The 15,581-nt window shown below is 62.2% G+C and carries 12 protein-coding genes and 1 pseudogene; 9 read left to right on the top strand and 4 right to left on the bottom strand.

Annotated features, from left to right (window positions below):
• Nucleotides 1-17: 17 nt before the first annotated feature.
• Nucleotides 18-944 carry an ABC transporter ATP-binding protein gene (locus BLW71_RS24980; protein WP_091802997.1) on the top strand — a complete coding sequence of 309 codons (927 nt, stop codon included), beginning with the start codon at nt 18-20 and terminating at the stop codon, nt 942-944.
• The gene (locus tag BLW71_RS24975; RefSeq protein ID WP_091802995.1) at nt 941-1,702 is read left to right on the top strand and encodes an ABC transporter permease; all 762 of its coding nucleotides are present in this window, start codon (nt 941-943) and stop codon (nt 1,700-1,702) included. Before BLW71_RS24980 ends, BLW71_RS24975 begins: the two co-directional genes overlap by 4 nt.
• Before the next feature lie 65 nt (nt 1,703-1,767).
• Here BLW71_RS24975 and BLW71_RS24970 read toward each other — a convergent pair whose 3' ends face one another.
• On the bottom strand, nt 1,768-2,769 hold the full coding sequence (locus BLW71_RS24970; protein ID WP_091802993.1) for a helix-turn-helix transcriptional regulator: 1,002 nt from the start codon (nt 2,767-2,769) through the stop codon (nt 1,768-1,770).
• 181 nt (nt 2,770-2,950) lie between these two features.
• Between BLW71_RS24970 and BLW71_RS24965 the strand changes: the two genes are divergently transcribed.
• The 4 genes from BLW71_RS24965 to BLW71_RS24950 all read left to right on the top strand — a co-directional run bounded on the left by BLW71_RS24965 (nt 2,951) and on the right by BLW71_RS24950 (nt 10,422).
• Nucleotides 2,951-3,874, top strand: coding sequence for a helix-turn-helix domain-containing protein (locus tag BLW71_RS24965; protein ID WP_091808827.1), 924 nt, complete (start codon nt 2,951-2,953; stop codon nt 3,872-3,874).
• A gap of 486 nt (nt 3,875-4,360) precedes the next feature.
• Complete coding sequence (locus BLW71_RS24960) at nt 4,361-4,786, top strand: DUF3830 family protein (protein WP_091802990.1); 426 nt, start codon at nt 4,361-4,363, stop codon at nt 4,784-4,786.
• 250 nt (nt 4,787-5,036) lie between these two features.
• On the top strand, nt 5,037-6,257 hold the full coding sequence (locus BLW71_RS24955) for a sensor histidine kinase (RefSeq protein ID WP_091802987.1): 1,221 nt from the start codon (nt 5,037-5,039) through the stop codon (nt 6,255-6,257).
• 433 nt (nt 6,258-6,690) lie between these two features.
• Nucleotides 6,691-10,422: a YadA-like family protein gene (locus BLW71_RS24950; protein WP_091802984.1), complete on the top strand. Its 3,732-nt coding sequence runs from the start codon at nt 6,691-6,693 to the stop codon at nt 10,420-10,422.
• A 111-nt stretch (nt 10,423-10,533) separates the two neighbouring features.
• Here the strand turns inward: BLW71_RS24950 and BLW71_RS24945 are convergent, their stop codons facing one another.
• From BLW71_RS24945 to shiA, 3 genes and pseudogenes are all read right to left on the bottom strand, one after another.
• On the bottom strand, nt 10,534-10,662 hold the full coding sequence (locus BLW71_RS24945; protein WP_091802982.1) for an MFS transporter small subunit: 129 nt from the start codon (nt 10,660-10,662) through the stop codon (nt 10,534-10,536).
• Between the two features lie 10 nt (nt 10,663-10,672).
• Nucleotides 10,673-12,076 (bottom strand): L-lactate MFS transporter, encoded by a 1,404-nt coding sequence (locus BLW71_RS24940; protein WP_091802979.1) that lies wholly within the window; start codon nt 12,074-12,076, stop codon nt 10,673-10,675.
• A 351-nt stretch (nt 12,077-12,427) separates the two neighbouring features.
• A pseudogene (shiA, locus tag BLW71_RS24935) lies at nt 12,428-13,749 on the bottom strand (shikimate transporter).
• A gap of 360 nt (nt 13,750-14,109) precedes the next feature.
• On the opposite strand from shiA, the gene BLW71_RS24930 reads away from it, so the two are divergent.
• From BLW71_RS24930 to BLW71_RS24920, 3 genes are all read left to right on the top strand, one after another.
• Nucleotides 14,110-14,331, top strand: coding sequence for a hypothetical protein (locus tag BLW71_RS24930; RefSeq protein ID WP_091802976.1), 222 nt, complete (start codon nt 14,110-14,112; stop codon nt 14,329-14,331).
• Nucleotides 14,309-15,028, top strand: coding sequence for a GntR family transcriptional regulator (locus BLW71_RS24925; RefSeq protein ID WP_011491078.1), 720 nt, complete (start codon nt 14,309-14,311; stop codon nt 15,026-15,028). The genes BLW71_RS24930 and BLW71_RS24925 overlap by 23 nt, the downstream gene beginning before the upstream one ends.
• Before the next feature lie 355 nt (nt 15,029-15,383).
• Entirely contained in the window at nt 15,384-15,569 is a 186-nt protein-coding gene (locus tag BLW71_RS24920) for a hypothetical protein (protein WP_091802974.1), read from the top strand.
• Nucleotides 15,570-15,581: the final 12 nt, after the last annotated feature.

Below are 15,581 nucleotides of genomic sequence, written 5' to 3'. Positions count from 1 at the left end.
CTGCCATCGTCGATTCCATGCAGCCAATCGTCTCGGTCACGAACCTGTCGAAAACCTATGCGACCGGTTTTCATGCGCTTAAAAACATCAATCTCGCGATCAACCGTGGGGAAATCTTCGCTTTGCTCGGCCCGAACGGTGCCGGCAAAACAACCCTGATCAGCATCATCTGCGGGATCGTCAACGCGAGCGTTGGCAGCGTGACGGTGGACGGCCGCGATATCGCGACCGACTATCGCGGTGCGCGCTCGCTGATCGGCCTCGTGCCGCAGGAGCTGACCACCGACTCCTTCGAAACCGTCTGGGCGACCGTCTCGTTCAGCCGTGGACTGTTCGGCAAGCCGAAAAACCCGGCGTACATCGAAAAGGTGTTGCGCGACCTGTCGTTGTGGGAAAAGCGCGATAGCAAGATCATCACGCTCTCGGGCGGCATGAAACGCCGGGTGCTGATCGCCAAGGCGCTTTCGCACGAGCCGCGCGTGCTGTTCCTCGACGAACCGACTGCCGGCGTGGACGTGGAGTTGCGCCGCGACATGTGGAAGCTGGTGCGCTCGCTCGCGGCGAGCGGCGTGACGATCATTCTGACCACCCACTATATCGACGAGGCCGAGGAAATGGCCGACCGCATTGGCGTGATCAGCGGCGGCGAAATCATGCTGGTCGAAGAGAAAACGGAGTTGATGCGCAAGCTCGGCAAAAAGCAGTTGACGCTGCAACTGGAGAGCCCGCTCGCGCAAGTGCCGGACTCGCTCGCCGGCTATGGGCTCGACGTCGCGAAGGGCGGCAACGAGCTGATCTACACGTATGAGGGGGAGGGCGGGCGCACCGACATCATCGCGCTGCTCAAGGCGCTCGACGACGCCGGCATTCGCTTCAAGGACCTGCACACCACGCAAAGTTCGCTCGAAGACATTTTCGTCAGTCTGCTCCGAGGTGACCAATGAATCTCTACGCCATTCGCGCGATCTACAAGTTCGAGATGGCGCGCACCTGGCGCACGCTGATGCAGAGCATCATCGCGCCGGTGATTTCGACTTCGCTTTACTTTGTCGTGTTCGGCGCGGCGATCGGCTCGCGCATCAAGGAAGTGGACGGGATCAGTTACGGCGCGTTCATCGTGCCGGGTTTGATCATGCTGTCGCTGCTGTCGCAAAGCATTTCGAATGCGTCGTTCGGGATTTACTTTCCGCGCTTTACCGGCACGATCTACGAATTGTTGTCGGCGCCGGTGTCGTATCTGGAAATCGTGGTGAGCTACGTGGGTGCCGCGGCCACCAAATCGATTCTGCTCGGGCTGATCATTCTCGCTACCGCGGGATTGTTCGTGCCATTGCAGGTGCAGCATCCGTTCTGGATGATCCTGTTTCTCGTGCTTACGGCGGTCACGTTCAGCCTGCTCGGTTTTATCATCGGCATCTGGGCGGATAGCTTCGAGAAGCTGCAACTCGTGCCGCTCCTGATCATCACGCCGCTCACTTTTCTGGGCGGGAGCTTCTACGCGGTCAATATGCTGCCGCCGTTCTGGAAGGTCGTGACGCTGTTCAATCCGATCGTCTATCTGGTGAGCGGATTCCGCTGGAGCTTCTATGGTCTCGCCGACGTGAACGTCGAAGTGAGTCTCGCCATGACCGCGTTGTTTCTGGCGGTGTTTCTGCTGATCGTTGCGTGGATCTTCAAGACGGGATATCGGCTCAAGAGCTAGCAGGGCGCACGCGAGCCGGCACCCCTGCGGGCATGCCGGCCACGGCGCGCTTTGCTGTCTGACTTCTACGTCACATAACCCTGCGCGACATTGATCAACTGCACGCGGTTGCGCACGTTGAACAACTGCCGCAAACGGCGCAGGTGGTAATCGACGTTATGCGGCGACAACCCGAGGAAATAGGCGATCTCCTTGTCCCGCTGACCCTGCACGACCGCCCGCAGCACCGCATGCTGCAATTCGCTCAGCGTGACGCGCTGCTGCTGCGCGGGCGCGATGCCGATCACACTTTTCGCGTGCGTCCAGATGAATTCGTGGATCGTGTGCGCGAACATCAACGTTTCGGCCACGATCGATTCGGTCATCCAGCGCGGATTGCCGATCTCCGAGTTGAAGCACAAGCTAGCGCTCAGCTCCGGCTCGGGCAGCGGCATTTGCGTGAGGATCCCGCTTTTGCGCCCGGTCGCCTCAAGCAGGTCGATCAGGCCGCCGAGCCGTTCGCTGCGCATTTGCGCACGCGGCAGATCGGCGCGCATGTCCGCCGTATTCCAGAGAAACGGCAGGCCGGTCGGCGAGGCGAGCGCGACGCGCGGGTCGAGTTCGAAATAACGCTCGCGAAAGTAGCGCGTGAGCCAGCTCTGCGACTCGTAGCTGGTCAGCACGAACATCGTCTTGTGATGCGCCGACGTGCGCGTGGCCGAATAGCTGAACGAGTCGAATCCGAGTTGCCTGATGCGCTGCCGCACGAACTCGATGCGGTCCTGCGCGCTGCCAAAGCGCACCAGCGGACTGATGACCGGCGCGGCGCGCCGGGCGGCGGGTGAGGGCGTGCCGATTTCCTCCTCGGTGAAGAGCGTGAGAAAGCCTGTGGGCGCGATGCCTGTTGCGGTGCGGTTAGGTGCCCTGGATGCTTCAGCCGCGTGGGCTGATTTCTCGGGTTGCCGCGTGCCGGCCGGGTAGGCCGGTTGTGCGGCAACCGCCGAGTTGTAAGCTGCCGACGCGTGCCCGGCTTCACCTTGCGGCGAGCCGGTCAGCCAGTGCGGCAGCGTATCGCATTCATGTTCCATTAAACGGTAGCTCCAGCGTTCGAAACGCGTGAAAGACGACAACCTGAATGATTAGCTATTTCCAAAAATTACGGTAGCCGGTTCCTTGCTATCATTTTTGAGTTCTTGCTCTGATGGCGGACTGGCAACACGGGTATGGCAGGGTTCACTCTTCATATGCACCTCCCTGGGAATGGACGTGATGGCACGAATTCCAAAGCTGACTACGACGCTTGCCTACGATCGCTACATGGCGGGCGAGAAACTGGTCTCGAGCGTGAATCGCCCGTGGCGCCACCTCGTGCTGCGCTCGTATCTCGAACCGGCCGAGCAGGAACTGCTGGAAGCGCCCGGCTTGCAAGACCTCACGCTGATGACACTCGCGAGCGGCGCCGAGCACCTCGAGCGCAACCTGAACGGGCGCTGGGAGAGCGCCGATCTGCGGGTGGGCGACGTCTGGTTCGTGCCGCCCGCGCCGATCTCGTGGCGCTGGCGCTCGATCAGCGATGAGCCGCTGTCGACCGTCCATTTGCACATCGAGCGCAGCCTGATCGACAGCGTCGCCGATCAGATGGAGCTTGGCGGCTCCCGCGAGCTGTCGCTCGGCGACGCGATGCAGTTTCGTGATCCGCTGGTTGCCGCGATGCTTGCCGCATTGCATCGCGCCGCGGCGGATCCGGCCGACTCGCGTCTGTATGTCGATGCGCTGGTCCACGCGCTTGCCGCGCACCTGTTGCAGCACTATTCACGCGGCCGCTCAACGTTGTCTGGATCGCAGACCGGATTGCCGGCGCACCCGGAACGCCTCGTGCCGCGCCGGATTCGCCGTGTGACCGACTACATCCGCGCCAATCTGGCCGGGGATCTGTCGATCAGCGAACTGGCTGCCCAGTCGGGATTAAGCAGCTTTCATTTTGCGCGCGTGTTTCGCCGCGAGACCGGCGAGGCGCCGCATCAGTTCGTATCGCGACTGCGGCTCGAAGAGGCGGCGCGGCTGTTGCGTGCGACCGATCACACCGTGCTGCAGATTGCAATTGCGGTTGGTTTCGAGAATGCCAGTCATTTCTCCGTGCAGTTCAAGCGTGACTACGGCGTGACGCCGCTCGTTTACCGGCTGCGTAGCTGAAGAACGGATTGCGCGACCGGAAGTGGCCGGCTGGTCAGCAGGCAGTGGCGAGACGGCGGCAGAGGGTTCAAGCTAGCCGGACGAGGATTCGCTGAGCCTCGCCGCTTTCGCCGCCAGACGCGCTGTCGTACTGTCTGTCGTACTGTCACCGAAGTCGAACCGACTTGGATCGCTGCGAGGGACAATGCGACGGGCCGCCTTGGGGGAATCACGCACCTTGCGCAGTGTGCTGCGCATTGCGCGGCTTGCAAACTACGAACTTTCGTGGCGGACTTGCGGTTCGACCTGGCACGGCTATGCCGTCAAGGCGTGGCGGCCACGAATTGAACAAGCTCGTCGCACTGGTCCAACTGGCCTGACCGGCAAAATGTCAACTGTATCTGTCGAAGCCTTGCACCGGACGACAGAATGGTGCGCCTGCGGCCTGGCCTGTGCCTCGCGTCTGACCGACCATTCCATTCAACCCGTCACACTGGACAACTGGCGATGACCCGACTCCGAATCACCTCCTGCGGCCATGTCTTTACCGCTGAAACCCATCCGGACGCGCCGCATACCGTGGCCGCCTTCCTGAAGCTTCTGCCCTACCGCCAGAAGATCATCCACGTGCGCTGGAGCGGCGAAGGCTGCTGGGTGCCGCTTGGCGACTTCAAGCTCGAGAACGACGGCGTGGCGGTCGGCTTCGAGAATCACACGAGCCATCCGTCGGTCGGCGACATTCTGTTCTACCCCGGCGGCTGCAGCGAGACCGAGATCATTCTCGCGTACGGTTCGTGCTGCTTCGCGAGCAAGATGGGCCAGCTCGCGGGCAATCACTTCCTGACGATTGTCGAAGGCAAGGAAAAACTGCGCGAGCTCGGCACCAAGGTGTTGTGGGAAGGCGCGCAGGACGTACTGTTCGAAAAGATCTGACGCGGCGGTGCGGTGTCCCGCAAGGCGACTTGCGTTGGGGCACTAGTGCAGACGCGTCCTAACCCTGGTTAATTTTTGTTCCGTAAATCGCGCATACTGGAGGCGTCCGGGCGGCTTGCGAAGCGCTCCCCCTGTGCCTCCTGAGCGCGGTTGCCCAGTCCCTGCGGTCGCGTTGGATATGCCGAGGAAGTCCTCCTGGCGGTGGCGCGGAACACCTATTTTCGCCGCCACGCGGCGCCAGGTCTCCCACATGACGGACTCGCACGTACTGCCGCTGACCGCTCTTGCCGCACAGTTGCGTCTGCAACAGGTCGATCTGACCGAACGTTGGATGAAAGCCGTCTTTCACGACGCCGAATTGACCGAATCCGACCGGCTGACCTACGAGCAACTGGCCGATCACATCCCGAACATCCTCGAGGAAATCTGCAGCGTGCTGGAGCGCCAGGATCTCGACCACGCTGAAGGCGCGATCGAGCGCGACGCGCGCCTGCACGGCAAATTGCGCTGGAAGCAGGGCTACCGGATCGACGAACTGGTGCGCGAACTCGATCTGTTCCGGCAGATGCTGATCGGTGCGATCGTCGAATTCAGCGAGTCCCGGCCGTATTTCACGCGGCGTCACGAGGAGCGGGCGCGGTATTTCGTCGACGAAGCCGTCAGCTTCGTCACGCTGACCTCGATTCGCGAGGTCGTCAGCGAGCGTGACCGGAAAATCGACGACTACACCGGGCGCCTCGAGCGCGCCAATCACGAGTTGACGCTCAAGCAGCGGCTGGTCGGCGATCTGTACGAGTCACGCATGCAGATCACGCGCAGCGTCGTGCACGATCTGCGCAACTTCCTCAACGTGTTTTCGATGGCGCTGCAACTGATCAGCCGCGCGCCGTCCCGCGTCGACACCGCGCTCGCGCTCGCGAACCGTCAGGCCGCCGACATGAAAACGCTGGTAGACGAACTGGTCGAATATTCAGTCGTGCTCGGCGATAACAGTCCGCTCGTGGTGGAGAGCTTTGCGCTGCGCGAGTTGTTCGACGAACTGGTGATCTCGTGCGAACCCGCGATCGAAGCGAAAGGGCTGCGGCTTCAGACGGCCTTCGACGGCGCCTTGCAGGTGGTCGTGTCCAACCGCCTCAAACTCAAGCAGGTTGCGCTGAACCTGCTGACCAACGCGACCAAATATACCAAGGCGGGCCTGATCGAATTCAGCATGACGGCCGCGCAGGACGACCGCTGGCGCCTACGCGTGTCGGACACGGGCGTGGGCATCGAGGCATCGGACCGGGAACGCGTGTTCAAGGAATTCGAGCGCGCCGCCGCCGACGACATTCCCGGCGCCGGTCTGGGTCTCGCGATCGTCAAGGAATTGTGCCGGGTGCTGGAGGGCGAGATTCGTTTCGACTCGCATGAAGGCAAGGGGACCATCTTCGACATCACCTTTCCGATGCGCTTGCAGGCGACGGGCGGCTGACAGGTCTATCTGGATACGGCGTGCTCCGCTGTATCAGTTCTTGCATCTTCCAATGTGGTTCTCTTGTATGACTTTCGTTCAGTCACCGAGCGTAGACTGATTTTCGTCGATATTCGCCCGCGTGAAAGCTGGCTAGCCGCGATTCGCATTTATCCACAGCGCTGTTTTCAGACAATCTGAAATTGCGTCTTAGAAAAGACTAAAAACAGTCTGCACTATTTAAGACATTTGGCATTTTGCGTCTTAAATCGGCTATGTCGTTTTTCTAATATAAGCTAAAAAATAGCTTTGCAAGGTATATTTGTGTCCCGTGGCTTTGCGGCGAGGCGAAGCGCGATGCCATCTTAAGTTTCTATTGGTTCTGGCTAAATAGTTAGGATCACATAAGAAAAAACTATTGTTTGATTCTTCTATAAGAAGAGTGGGAGGTAAGTTGAACAAATCTTATAAGACCGTCTGGAATGCAACGACCCGCACATACGCAGCCGCGTCGGAGGTGACGAAAAGCCGTGGTGCAAAAGGGGTGTCGATATGCGGGTCGCTGGTGGCCGCGAGTGCGGGGCTGCTGAGTGCGTTGGCGTTTTCGCAACCCGCAGCGGCCGGGGAATGCGAGTCATCGGAACAGAACTGTCTGAGCGTCGCGCAGGCGTTGGCGGCCGGTGTCGCCGTGCCGGACAAAGACGACGCGGCGAAGCCCGCGGACATGGTGGCCGCAATCACGAATGCGAGCGTGTTCACCGGCAATCCGGCACTCGACACGGCGTCGGCGCCATCGTCGGCGGCATCCCTTGCCAGTTCGAACCGGACCGGCTTGCTCGGGGCGAGCGTGCCTACACCGGTGACCGACTATATCGCCGTGAGTCCGAACGTCGTTCTGGGCGCGCGCACCAGTGCGTCAACCGACCTGAACGCCATGGCAATCGGCCCAACGGCCGCTGCGACCGGCTTCAACGCATTGGCCGTCGGCTCGGCCTCGATTGCCGGTTCCGACGCTTCGACCGCGGTCGGCTCGGCGGCGGGCGTCGCTTCGGTGAATTCGACCGCCGTCGGGGCTTCGGCCATCGTGGGCGCGCTTTCCAATAACTCGGTGGCGGTGGGTTACAACTCGCGCGCAGGCGCCATGAATACGATAGCGCTCGGCTCCTTCGCGAGCGCCGTGTCGAGCGGGTCCGTGGCCATTGGCTACAACGCCTTCATCAACCCGTCCTCGACGAGTTCGATCGTGATCGGCTCGAACGCGTCGGCGAGCGCCAAGGGCTCGGTCGCGCTCGGCGCCGATTCGATTGCCGACCGCGCCAATGTCGTTTCGGTGGGCAGCATTACGCAAGGCCGTCAGATTACCTATGTCGCGGCCGGTACGCGGCCCACCGACGCGGCCAACGTCGGTCAGCTCTCAGGCGTGGCCGAAGCGCTCGGCGGCGGCGCGCAAGTCGATCCGAACGGCGCGGTGGTCGCGCCTGCGTACACCGTCGGCGGGACGACCTACCACGACGTGGGCGCGGCCCTCGCGGCGGTGGTGACAAATAGCGCCGCCGGCGGTGCCGACGCGCTGCGCTACGACACCCCGGCGCATGACGTTGCGACGCTCGGCAACAAAGTCACGCCGGTCAAGCTCACCAACGTCGCGGCCGGCACCTTGAGCGCAGCCAGTTCGGACGCCGTGACCGGCGCGCAACTCTACGGCACCAATCAGGCGGTCGCGCAAAACACGACTGACATCACCAACATCTCCAGCAACATCACGAACATTAGTAACGGCAAGGCGGGGCTGCTCCAGCAAGACGCTGTCTCGCGCGACCTGTCCGTGGCGAAGAGCACGGACGGCAAGCACGTCGACTTCACCGGATTGACGGGGGCGCGCGAGTTGGTTGGCGTGGCGGCGGGTACGACCGCGGGCTCAGCGGTGAATCTGGCGCAGCTCAGTCCGGTCGTGGCGTCGCTTGGCGGCGGCGCAACGGTGAACGCGAACGGTTCGGTGGCCGGTCCCACGTATCACGTGCAAGCGGGCACGCAGACCACGGTCGGCAGCGCGCTGAGTTCGCTCGACACCGGGCTTTCGTCGCTGCAGTCGCAGATCAGCGGCGGCACGGTCGGCCTCGTCACGCAGAATGCCGCATCTCACGACATTCTGATCGGCGCGTCCACGACCGGCACGCGGGTCAGCGTGGCGGGTTCGGCGGGAAATCGCGTGATCACCGGCGTGGCGGCTGGTGCGGTTGGCGCGGCCAGCAGCGACACGGTCAATGGCGCGCAACTTTATGCGAACACCGCTAATACGGCGGCCGCGCTGGGCGGCGGGTCGACCGTCAATCCGGATGGCTCGCTCAAGAGGCCGGCTTACAGCATCGGCGGAAGCACCTACAGCGACGTGGGGGCCGCGCTCGCGGCCGCCGTCACGACCAGTGTCCAGGCAGGCGCCGATTCCGTTCAGTACGATTCGGCGGCACACGACATCATCACGTTGGGCAAGGGCGTCGCGCCGGTTCGGCTCACCAACGTGCGCGCCGCTAATCTCGATGCCGGTAGTTCGGACGCTGTCAACGGCGCGCAACTGTTCGCCACCAATCAGGCCGTCGCGCAGAACAGCGTCAGCATCACGAACCTCGACCAGCGGGTGACGGATAACACGACGAACATCAGCAGCCTCGACCAGCGCGTCACCGCGAACACGACGAACATCAGCCATCTCGACCAGCGCACCACCACGATCGAAGGCGACGTGACCAACATCACGAACCAGATCACGAACGGCGAGATCGGGCTCGTTCAGCAGGATCAGGCGTCGCGCAATCTCACCGTGGCGAAAGATACGGACGGCGCGCGCGTCGATTTCACCGGCACCGGCGGCGCGCGCGAGCTGACCGGGATCGCGGCGGGCACCACGGACGCATCCGCGGTCAATCTCGGCCAGTTCAAGCCGATGGTGGCCGCATTGGGCGGCGGCGCGCAGATCAACGCCGACGGTTCGCTGACCGGCCCCAGCTATCACATGCAAGGCGGCACGCAAACCACGGTCGGCGACGCGCTCGGCTCGCTAGACAATGGTCTCAGCACGTTGCAGCAGAACATGGAAAACGGCGGCATCGGCATGGTCACGCAGGATCCGGTGTCGCGCGATGTCAAGGTGGGCGCGACGACGAACGGCAATCTGATCAACATGGCCGGCACGGCGGGTAATCGGGTCGTCACAGGCGTGGCGCGAGGATCGGTCAGTTCGACGAGCAGCGACGCGGTGAATGGCGCGCAACTGTATGCGCAGGCGGCGAGCACGGCGGTGGCGCTGGGCGGCGGAGCGACGGTCAACGCGGACGGTTCGGTAACGGCGCCTTCGTATAGCGTGGGCGGCAAGGTAGTGAACAACGTCGGCAGCGCGATTACCAACCTGGATGGCCGCGTCACCCAAAACAGCAGCGATATCGCCGGTTTGCAAACCACCATCGGCAACCTCAACGGGGCGGTCGCGAATGCGGTGCGGTACGACGGTTCGGCGCACGACAGGATCACGCTCGGCGGCACGGCGGCCAATGCGCCGAAGGTACAGCTGACCAATCTGAAGGACGCCAATCTATCGGCCACCAGCACTGACGCCGTGACCGGTGCGCAGCTCTGGAATACCAACCAGGATGTGAGCACGCTGAACCAGTTGGTCCAGTCCGTGCGGAACAATCAGACTACCGGCACTCCCTATGTGTCCGTGAACAGCGCCGGCAACGCGGCGCAGGCGATCGGCAACGGGTCCGTGGCGATCGGCGGCGGCGCCAAAGCGTCGGCGCCGAACTCGGTGGCGATCGGCGAGGGTTCGGTGGCCGACGTGACGAACACGGTTTCCGTGGGCTCATCCGGCAGTGAGCGGCGCATCACCAACGTCGCACCTGGCCAGGCGCCCACGGATGCGGTGAATATGCAGCAGTTCCAGGGCGGCTTGAGCGACATGGCGCGCAGTGCCTACTCGGGCACAGCCTCGGCGCTGGCGTTGACCTCGATTCCTGAAGTCGATTCCAGCAAGAACCTCGCGATCGGAGTCGGCACGGCCGGTTACAAGGGGTATCAGGCGGTGGCCGTGGGGCTGTCGGCGCGCGTCACGCAGAGTCTGAAGGTGAAGCTCGGCGCGGGCATCAGTTCCGCCACGACCGCGGTCACGGCCGGTGCGGCATATCAGTGGTAGAGCGAAGGCGGGAGATCGGCGCGTTCGATATGCGCCGGTAGAGGGGCCGCGAGCCTGGCTCGCGGCGCGCACCCCGCCGTCTGAACGCGCGGGGTGATGAACGGCAGGCCGTTACTGGAACAGCTTCATCGCCTGCGAGAGCGTATTGACCACGCCCCATGCCAGCGGAAGGGTCACATAAAGCCAGAACACGGCGAGTTTGACCTTGCTGGTCTGATTCACTGCTTGAACGGTCGACATGGGAATCTCCTTATGCGCCTTTGGCGAGTTGAGCGTCGGTCATGTGGTGCTTGTCGTCCACACGCTTGACCAGCAGGTTGCAGACGAAGCCGACCACCAGCAGCACGGCCATGATATGAACGGTCATCGTGTAGGCGTCCGCCTTGGCGACGCCGTGCGCGACTTCATAGGCGCGAATGTAGTTCACCAGCACAGGACCTGCGACACCCGCCGCAGCCCACGCCGTCAGCAGACGCCCGTGAATGCCGCCGACGAACGCCGTACCGAACATGTCGGCAAGATAGGCCGGCACGGTGGCGAAGCCGCCGCCGTACATTGTCAGGATCACGCAGTAGGCGAGCACGAAGAGGGCGATCTGACCGGATGCGGCGAAACCCGGCACGAGGTAGTACAGCACCGCGCCGAGCGCGAAGAAGATGAAGTACGTGTTCTTGCGGCCGATCCAGTCGGACGCCGACGCCCAGACAAACCGGCCACCCATATTGAACAGCGACAGAAGACCCACGAAGCCGGCCGCCGCGGCCGCCGTCACCGTGTTTTTGAAGCTTTCCTGAATCATCACCGAAGCCTGGCCGAGAATGCCGATGCCGGCCGTCACGTTCAGGAACAGCACGAGCCAGATCAGATAGAACTGCGGCGTCTTCAGCGCCTGGTCGATATGCACGTGGTTACGCGAGATCATCTTGTTCTGACTCGTCGCGGCCGGCGTCCAGCCGGCCGGTTTCCAGTCCGCCGGCGGCACGCGGATCGCCAGTGCGCCGATCGTCATCGAGATGAAGTACGCGATGCCGAGCACGACGAACGTCTCGGCCACACCGATGCTGGTGGCACTGCGGAAGTGGTTCATCAGCGCCACGGACAACGGCGCGGCGATCATCGCGCCGCCGCCGAAGCCCATGATCGCCATGCCCGTCGCCATCCCGCGGCGGTCCGGGAACCAGCGGATCAGCGTGGACACCGGCGACACATAACCAAGTCCCAGCCCGATTCCGCCGATCACGCCGTAGCCGAGGTAGAGCAGGACGATCTGATGCAGATACACGCCGAGCGAGGAGACGAGGAAGCCGCCGCCGAAGCAGCATGCGGCGGTAAACATCGTGCGGCGCGGGCCGACGCGTTCGAGCCACTTGCCGGCAAAGGCCGCCGACAAACCGAGGAACACGATCGCCAGCGAAAAGATCCAGCCGAGGGAGGTCAGCGACCAGTCATCCGCACTGGATTGCGTGATGCCGATGACCTTGGTCAGCGGGCCATTGAACACGGAGAACGCATACGCCTGGCCAATACAGAGATGGACGGCGAGCGCCGCGGGCGGGACCATCCAACGCGAAAAGCCGGGTTTCGCAACGGTGGCCTGTTTGGAAAAGAACGGGGCAGAGCCTGAATTGCCGCTCGGCTCGGTGATGCTGCTCATGGTCGGTCTCCGGTGACGAATTAGTTGTTATCGGCGCCTCGTACACTTTGCTTTAGGCGTCGCGGCGTAAAGTCCACGAACTCGGAGCCGTCAATATATGTATTTGAATTGCATATGACGTGTCGAAGTCCGCGACAAAAATTGCATCGTCGAACGATAGGCGGCGATCATGGCCTTTGCAATATGAGACGCAAAGACATAAGGTGTTTGCCTGGTGAAACACGACCGTAATCTGTCGAATCGCGGCGCCGCGGCGCAAAAGGGCGGGACAAACTACCGGTCATTCCAAACGAAACGGGCCGGCAGTGGCATCTTTCGCCACGCCGGCCCGCTTTGGCGGAGTTACCGCATTCAGGCGATGGTGCGCCCGGTTTTCATTTTCGCGGCTACGAGCACCGAGATCAGGCAGCCGATAGCCAGATAAGCGGCCACGGGATGCCACGAGCCACCGGCAAAGCTGACCAGCGCGACCGCAATGAACGGCGTGAAGCCGCCGCCGACCACGCTCGCCACCTGATAGCCCACACCCGCGCCGCTGTAGCGATACTCGGTGCCGAACAGTTCGGTGAACATAGGCTGCTGCACGCTCACCACCATGTCGTGCGCGACGTTGGCGAGCATGACGGCGAAGACCACGATCCACAGCGTCGAGCGCGCTTCGAGCGCGAGGAAGAACGGCACCGCGCTCAGCATGCCGATCACCGCGCCGACGATATACACGCGGCGGCGGCCGAAACGGTCCGCCAGCGCGGCGAAGCACGGGATCGTCACGCAGCTCAGCGCGCCGACCAGCAGACCGATGGTCAGGAAGAATTCGCGCGGCATGTGCAGATTTGCCGTCGAGTAGTTCAGCGCGAATGCGGTCACGATGTACATCGTGAACAACTCGGCAAGACGCAGCGCGATGATCAGCAGGAACGCTTTCGGATGCCGCAGCAATGCTTCGACAATCGGCAGGCGCACGCTACGTTCACCGTGCTTGCCGACTTTCTCGACGAACTCCTTCGACTCTTCATGCTCGAGCGGATCCACAGCGCGATCAGCACCAGCACCACGCTGAACAGGAAGGGCAGGCGCCAGCCCCAGCTTAGGAACGACGCGTTATCCATCGAACGGCTGATCAGCGCGACCAATCCGGTCGAGAGCACGAGGCCCACACCATAACCGACCTGCACGCCGCTGCTATAGAACGCTTTCTTCTTTGCCGGGGCGCTTTCGACCGCCATCAGCGCCGCGCCGCCCCATTCGCCGCCCACCGCGAAGCCCTGGATCGCGCGCAACGTCACGAGGAGCACCGGCGCCAACCAGCCGATGCTGGAGAAAGACGGCAGCAGGCCGATCGCGGCGGTCGACAGGCCCATCATCATGACCGTGAGCACGAGCATGCGCTTGCGTCCGAGCCGATCGCCGAAGTGCCCGAACACGAAGCCGCCGAGCGGACGGAACAGAAAGCCGACGCCGAAGGTGGCGAACGCGGCGAGGGTGCCCATCGCCGGGCTGACTTTGGGGAAAAACTCGGCATTGAAAACGAGCGCGGCGACGATGCCATACAACAGGAAGTCATACCAGTCGACCACGGCGCCGACGAAGCTGCCGAGCGCCGCCTTGCGGGCCTGGCTGCGCGCCTTGCGGTTGTCGGCCATGGCGGCCGTCGGGATGGTGGTGCTCGTCATAGTGTCTCCTCGAAACTCTCTGGCTGCTGGAATCGCGCGCGGGCAGGGTAGCGTGGCGGGTCGCGATCGATTGCAGGATGCCCGAAGGTTAATGATGCGAGGGCGATCCCACAATCCACATCTGACCAATAATGCGCGATTATCGTACATCTATGCGCGAATAGCGCGCGTTTTGCGCGTTTACACCGAGCGCCGCCCCTTCAGCCGCTGCGATGAAGCGTCTGAAGGCAGGCCGTGCTACCTTGAGGTTTCAGTCTCGAAAAACAACAGTTACTGATATACTACATACGGAATATTGATTTTTGCGGCATTGCAGCATATGATTGAGTCATTCCTTCACTCAATCATTCGGAGTTACAAATGGAATTTGTTCCTCTTTCGCTGCTTGCCGTTTCTGTCGTGGGTTTGGGCGCTGCGGCCACTGTACTGTTGACTCGCTGGGTTCCTCAACCGGTTGCGCAGCTTGCAGCGCAACATGGCCGCTTCGTGGGTTTGGGCGAGCAACGCGGCGCAGCAATGCCGGCGCCGTACCGTGCGCATGTTCAACAAGAGGCGATGAATGTCGTCAGAACTTCAAACTGAAGCAGTGGCCACACCGCTCACGTTGTCATTGCAGCCGATCGGCGCGAGCGCGAGCTTGCGCGATCAGGCGTATGCCATGCTCCGCCAGGCGATTGCCGACGCGGACATCTATCAGAACCGCGAAGAAATCCGACTCGACGAGCGCGTGCTGAGCGAGTCGCTCGGCGTCAGCCGCACGCCGGTGCGCGAGGCTATGACGCTGCTCGAGCAGGAAGGTTTTTTGCGCATGGTGCCGCGGCGCGGCATCTACATCGTGCGCAAGAGCAAGCGTGAAATCGTCGAAATGATCCAGATGTGGGCGGCCCTCGAAAGCATGGCGGCGCGTCTTGCCACGCTGCACGCCACGGACGAGGAAATTGCCCGGCTGCGCCACATGTTCGACAACTTCCGCGACGCGACGCCGGCCGAGCACATCGCTGAGTACTCGGATGCGAACATCGCGTTTCATCAGGCGATCGTCGAGTTGTCCAAGTCGCAGATCATTCTCGACACGATCAAGAACATCTTCATCCACGTGCGGGCGATCCGCCGCATGACCATTTCGCAGAGCGACCGCGCATCGCGTTCGATCGTCGATCATCTGCGCATTATCGAGGCGCTGGAGCAGCGGGATACCGAACTGGCCGAGCGCCTCACGCGGCAGCATTCGTTGGATCTCGCCGCGTTTGTCGAGGCGAATTGCGATTTTCTGGATTAACGGCTGCTTGGGCGGCGTTTGATTGGCAGGCTGAATAGGGAGCCCGCGGTGGAAACACCGCGGGCTTTTTTGTTTTCCGCCAGACCGAAATGCCGTCAGGCCGTCGAGGTGCGGGATAAACCTCGCTTGACGGTCTTAAAAATATGGTATGTGATATATCAAAAGAGCCAAGCGAAGCAATGACCTCGGTGTTTTCCCTCGACTTGGCGCCTGCAAGTTTGCCGTTTCTCCGTGGAGCGCCAGTCTGAGTAAGCCTAAGGAGGAGAAATCGCACCGAGGCGGCATCTAGAAATCAAGCTTGATTGAATCTGATATATCACATACCGTATGTGACGAAGGTGACTAGGAGACGACTATGTCCGCAGTTGTTTCACCCCTGATTTCAGCGACGTGCAGCGCAAAGGCCGAACAGGCGCTCAAACAGAAGGCGCGCCCGGCCGGCGAGGGCGCGTTCAGCATGACCGCGTTCGATACGGGACCCGCCCATTGCGACCCGCGCGACCATGCGCCGGGTACCAAAAACCAAACCATGTGCAAATAAGACGCGCCCTTC

This window comes from Burkholderia sp. WP9 (genome assembly GCF_900104795.1).
Lineage (GTDB): Bacteria > Pseudomonadota > Gammaproteobacteria > Burkholderiales > Burkholderiaceae > Paraburkholderia.
Note: the sequence above shows the minus strand (reverse complement) of the source record. Positions and strands in the feature narration are given on the sequence as shown.

What these genes read in the sequence shown, in the direction of transcription:
- BLW71_RS24980 (WP_091802997.1), top strand. Translation starts at nt 18, where the DNA reads ATGCAGCCAATCGTCTCGGTCACGAACCTGTCGAAAACCTATGCGACC.
- BLW71_RS24975 (WP_091802995.1), top strand. Translation starts at nt 941, where the DNA reads ATGAATCTCTACGCCATTCGCGCGATCTACAAGTTCGAGATGGCGCGC.
- BLW71_RS24970 (WP_091802993.1), bottom strand. Translation starts at nt 2,769, where the DNA reads ATGGAACATGAATGCGATACGCTGCCGCACTGGCTGACCGGCTCGCCG.
- BLW71_RS24965 (WP_091808827.1), top strand. Translation starts at nt 2,951, where the DNA reads ATGGCACGAATTCCAAAGCTGACTACGACGCTTGCCTACGATCGCTAC.
- BLW71_RS24960 (WP_091802990.1), top strand. Translation starts at nt 4,361, where the DNA reads ATGACCCGACTCCGAATCACCTCCTGCGGCCATGTCTTTACCGCTGAA.
- BLW71_RS24955 (WP_091802987.1), top strand. Translation starts at nt 5,037, where the DNA reads ATGACGGACTCGCACGTACTGCCGCTGACCGCTCTTGCCGCACAGTTG.
- BLW71_RS24945 (WP_091802982.1), bottom strand. Translation starts at nt 10,662, where the DNA reads ATGTCGACCGTTCAAGCAGTGAATCAGACCAGCAAGGTCAAACTCGCC.
- BLW71_RS24940 (WP_091802979.1), bottom strand. Translation starts at nt 12,076, where the DNA reads ATGAGCAGCATCACCGAGCCGAGCGGCAATTCAGGCTCTGCCCCGTTC.
- BLW71_RS24930 (WP_091802976.1), top strand. Translation starts at nt 14,110, where the DNA reads ATGGAATTTGTTCCTCTTTCGCTGCTTGCCGTTTCTGTCGTGGGTTTG.
- BLW71_RS24925 (WP_011491078.1), top strand. Translation starts at nt 14,309, where the DNA reads ATGTCGTCAGAACTTCAAACTGAAGCAGTGGCCACACCGCTCACGTTG.
- BLW71_RS24920 (WP_091802974.1), top strand. Translation starts at nt 15,384, where the DNA reads ATGTCCGCAGTTGTTTCACCCCTGATTTCAGCGACGTGCAGCGCAAAG.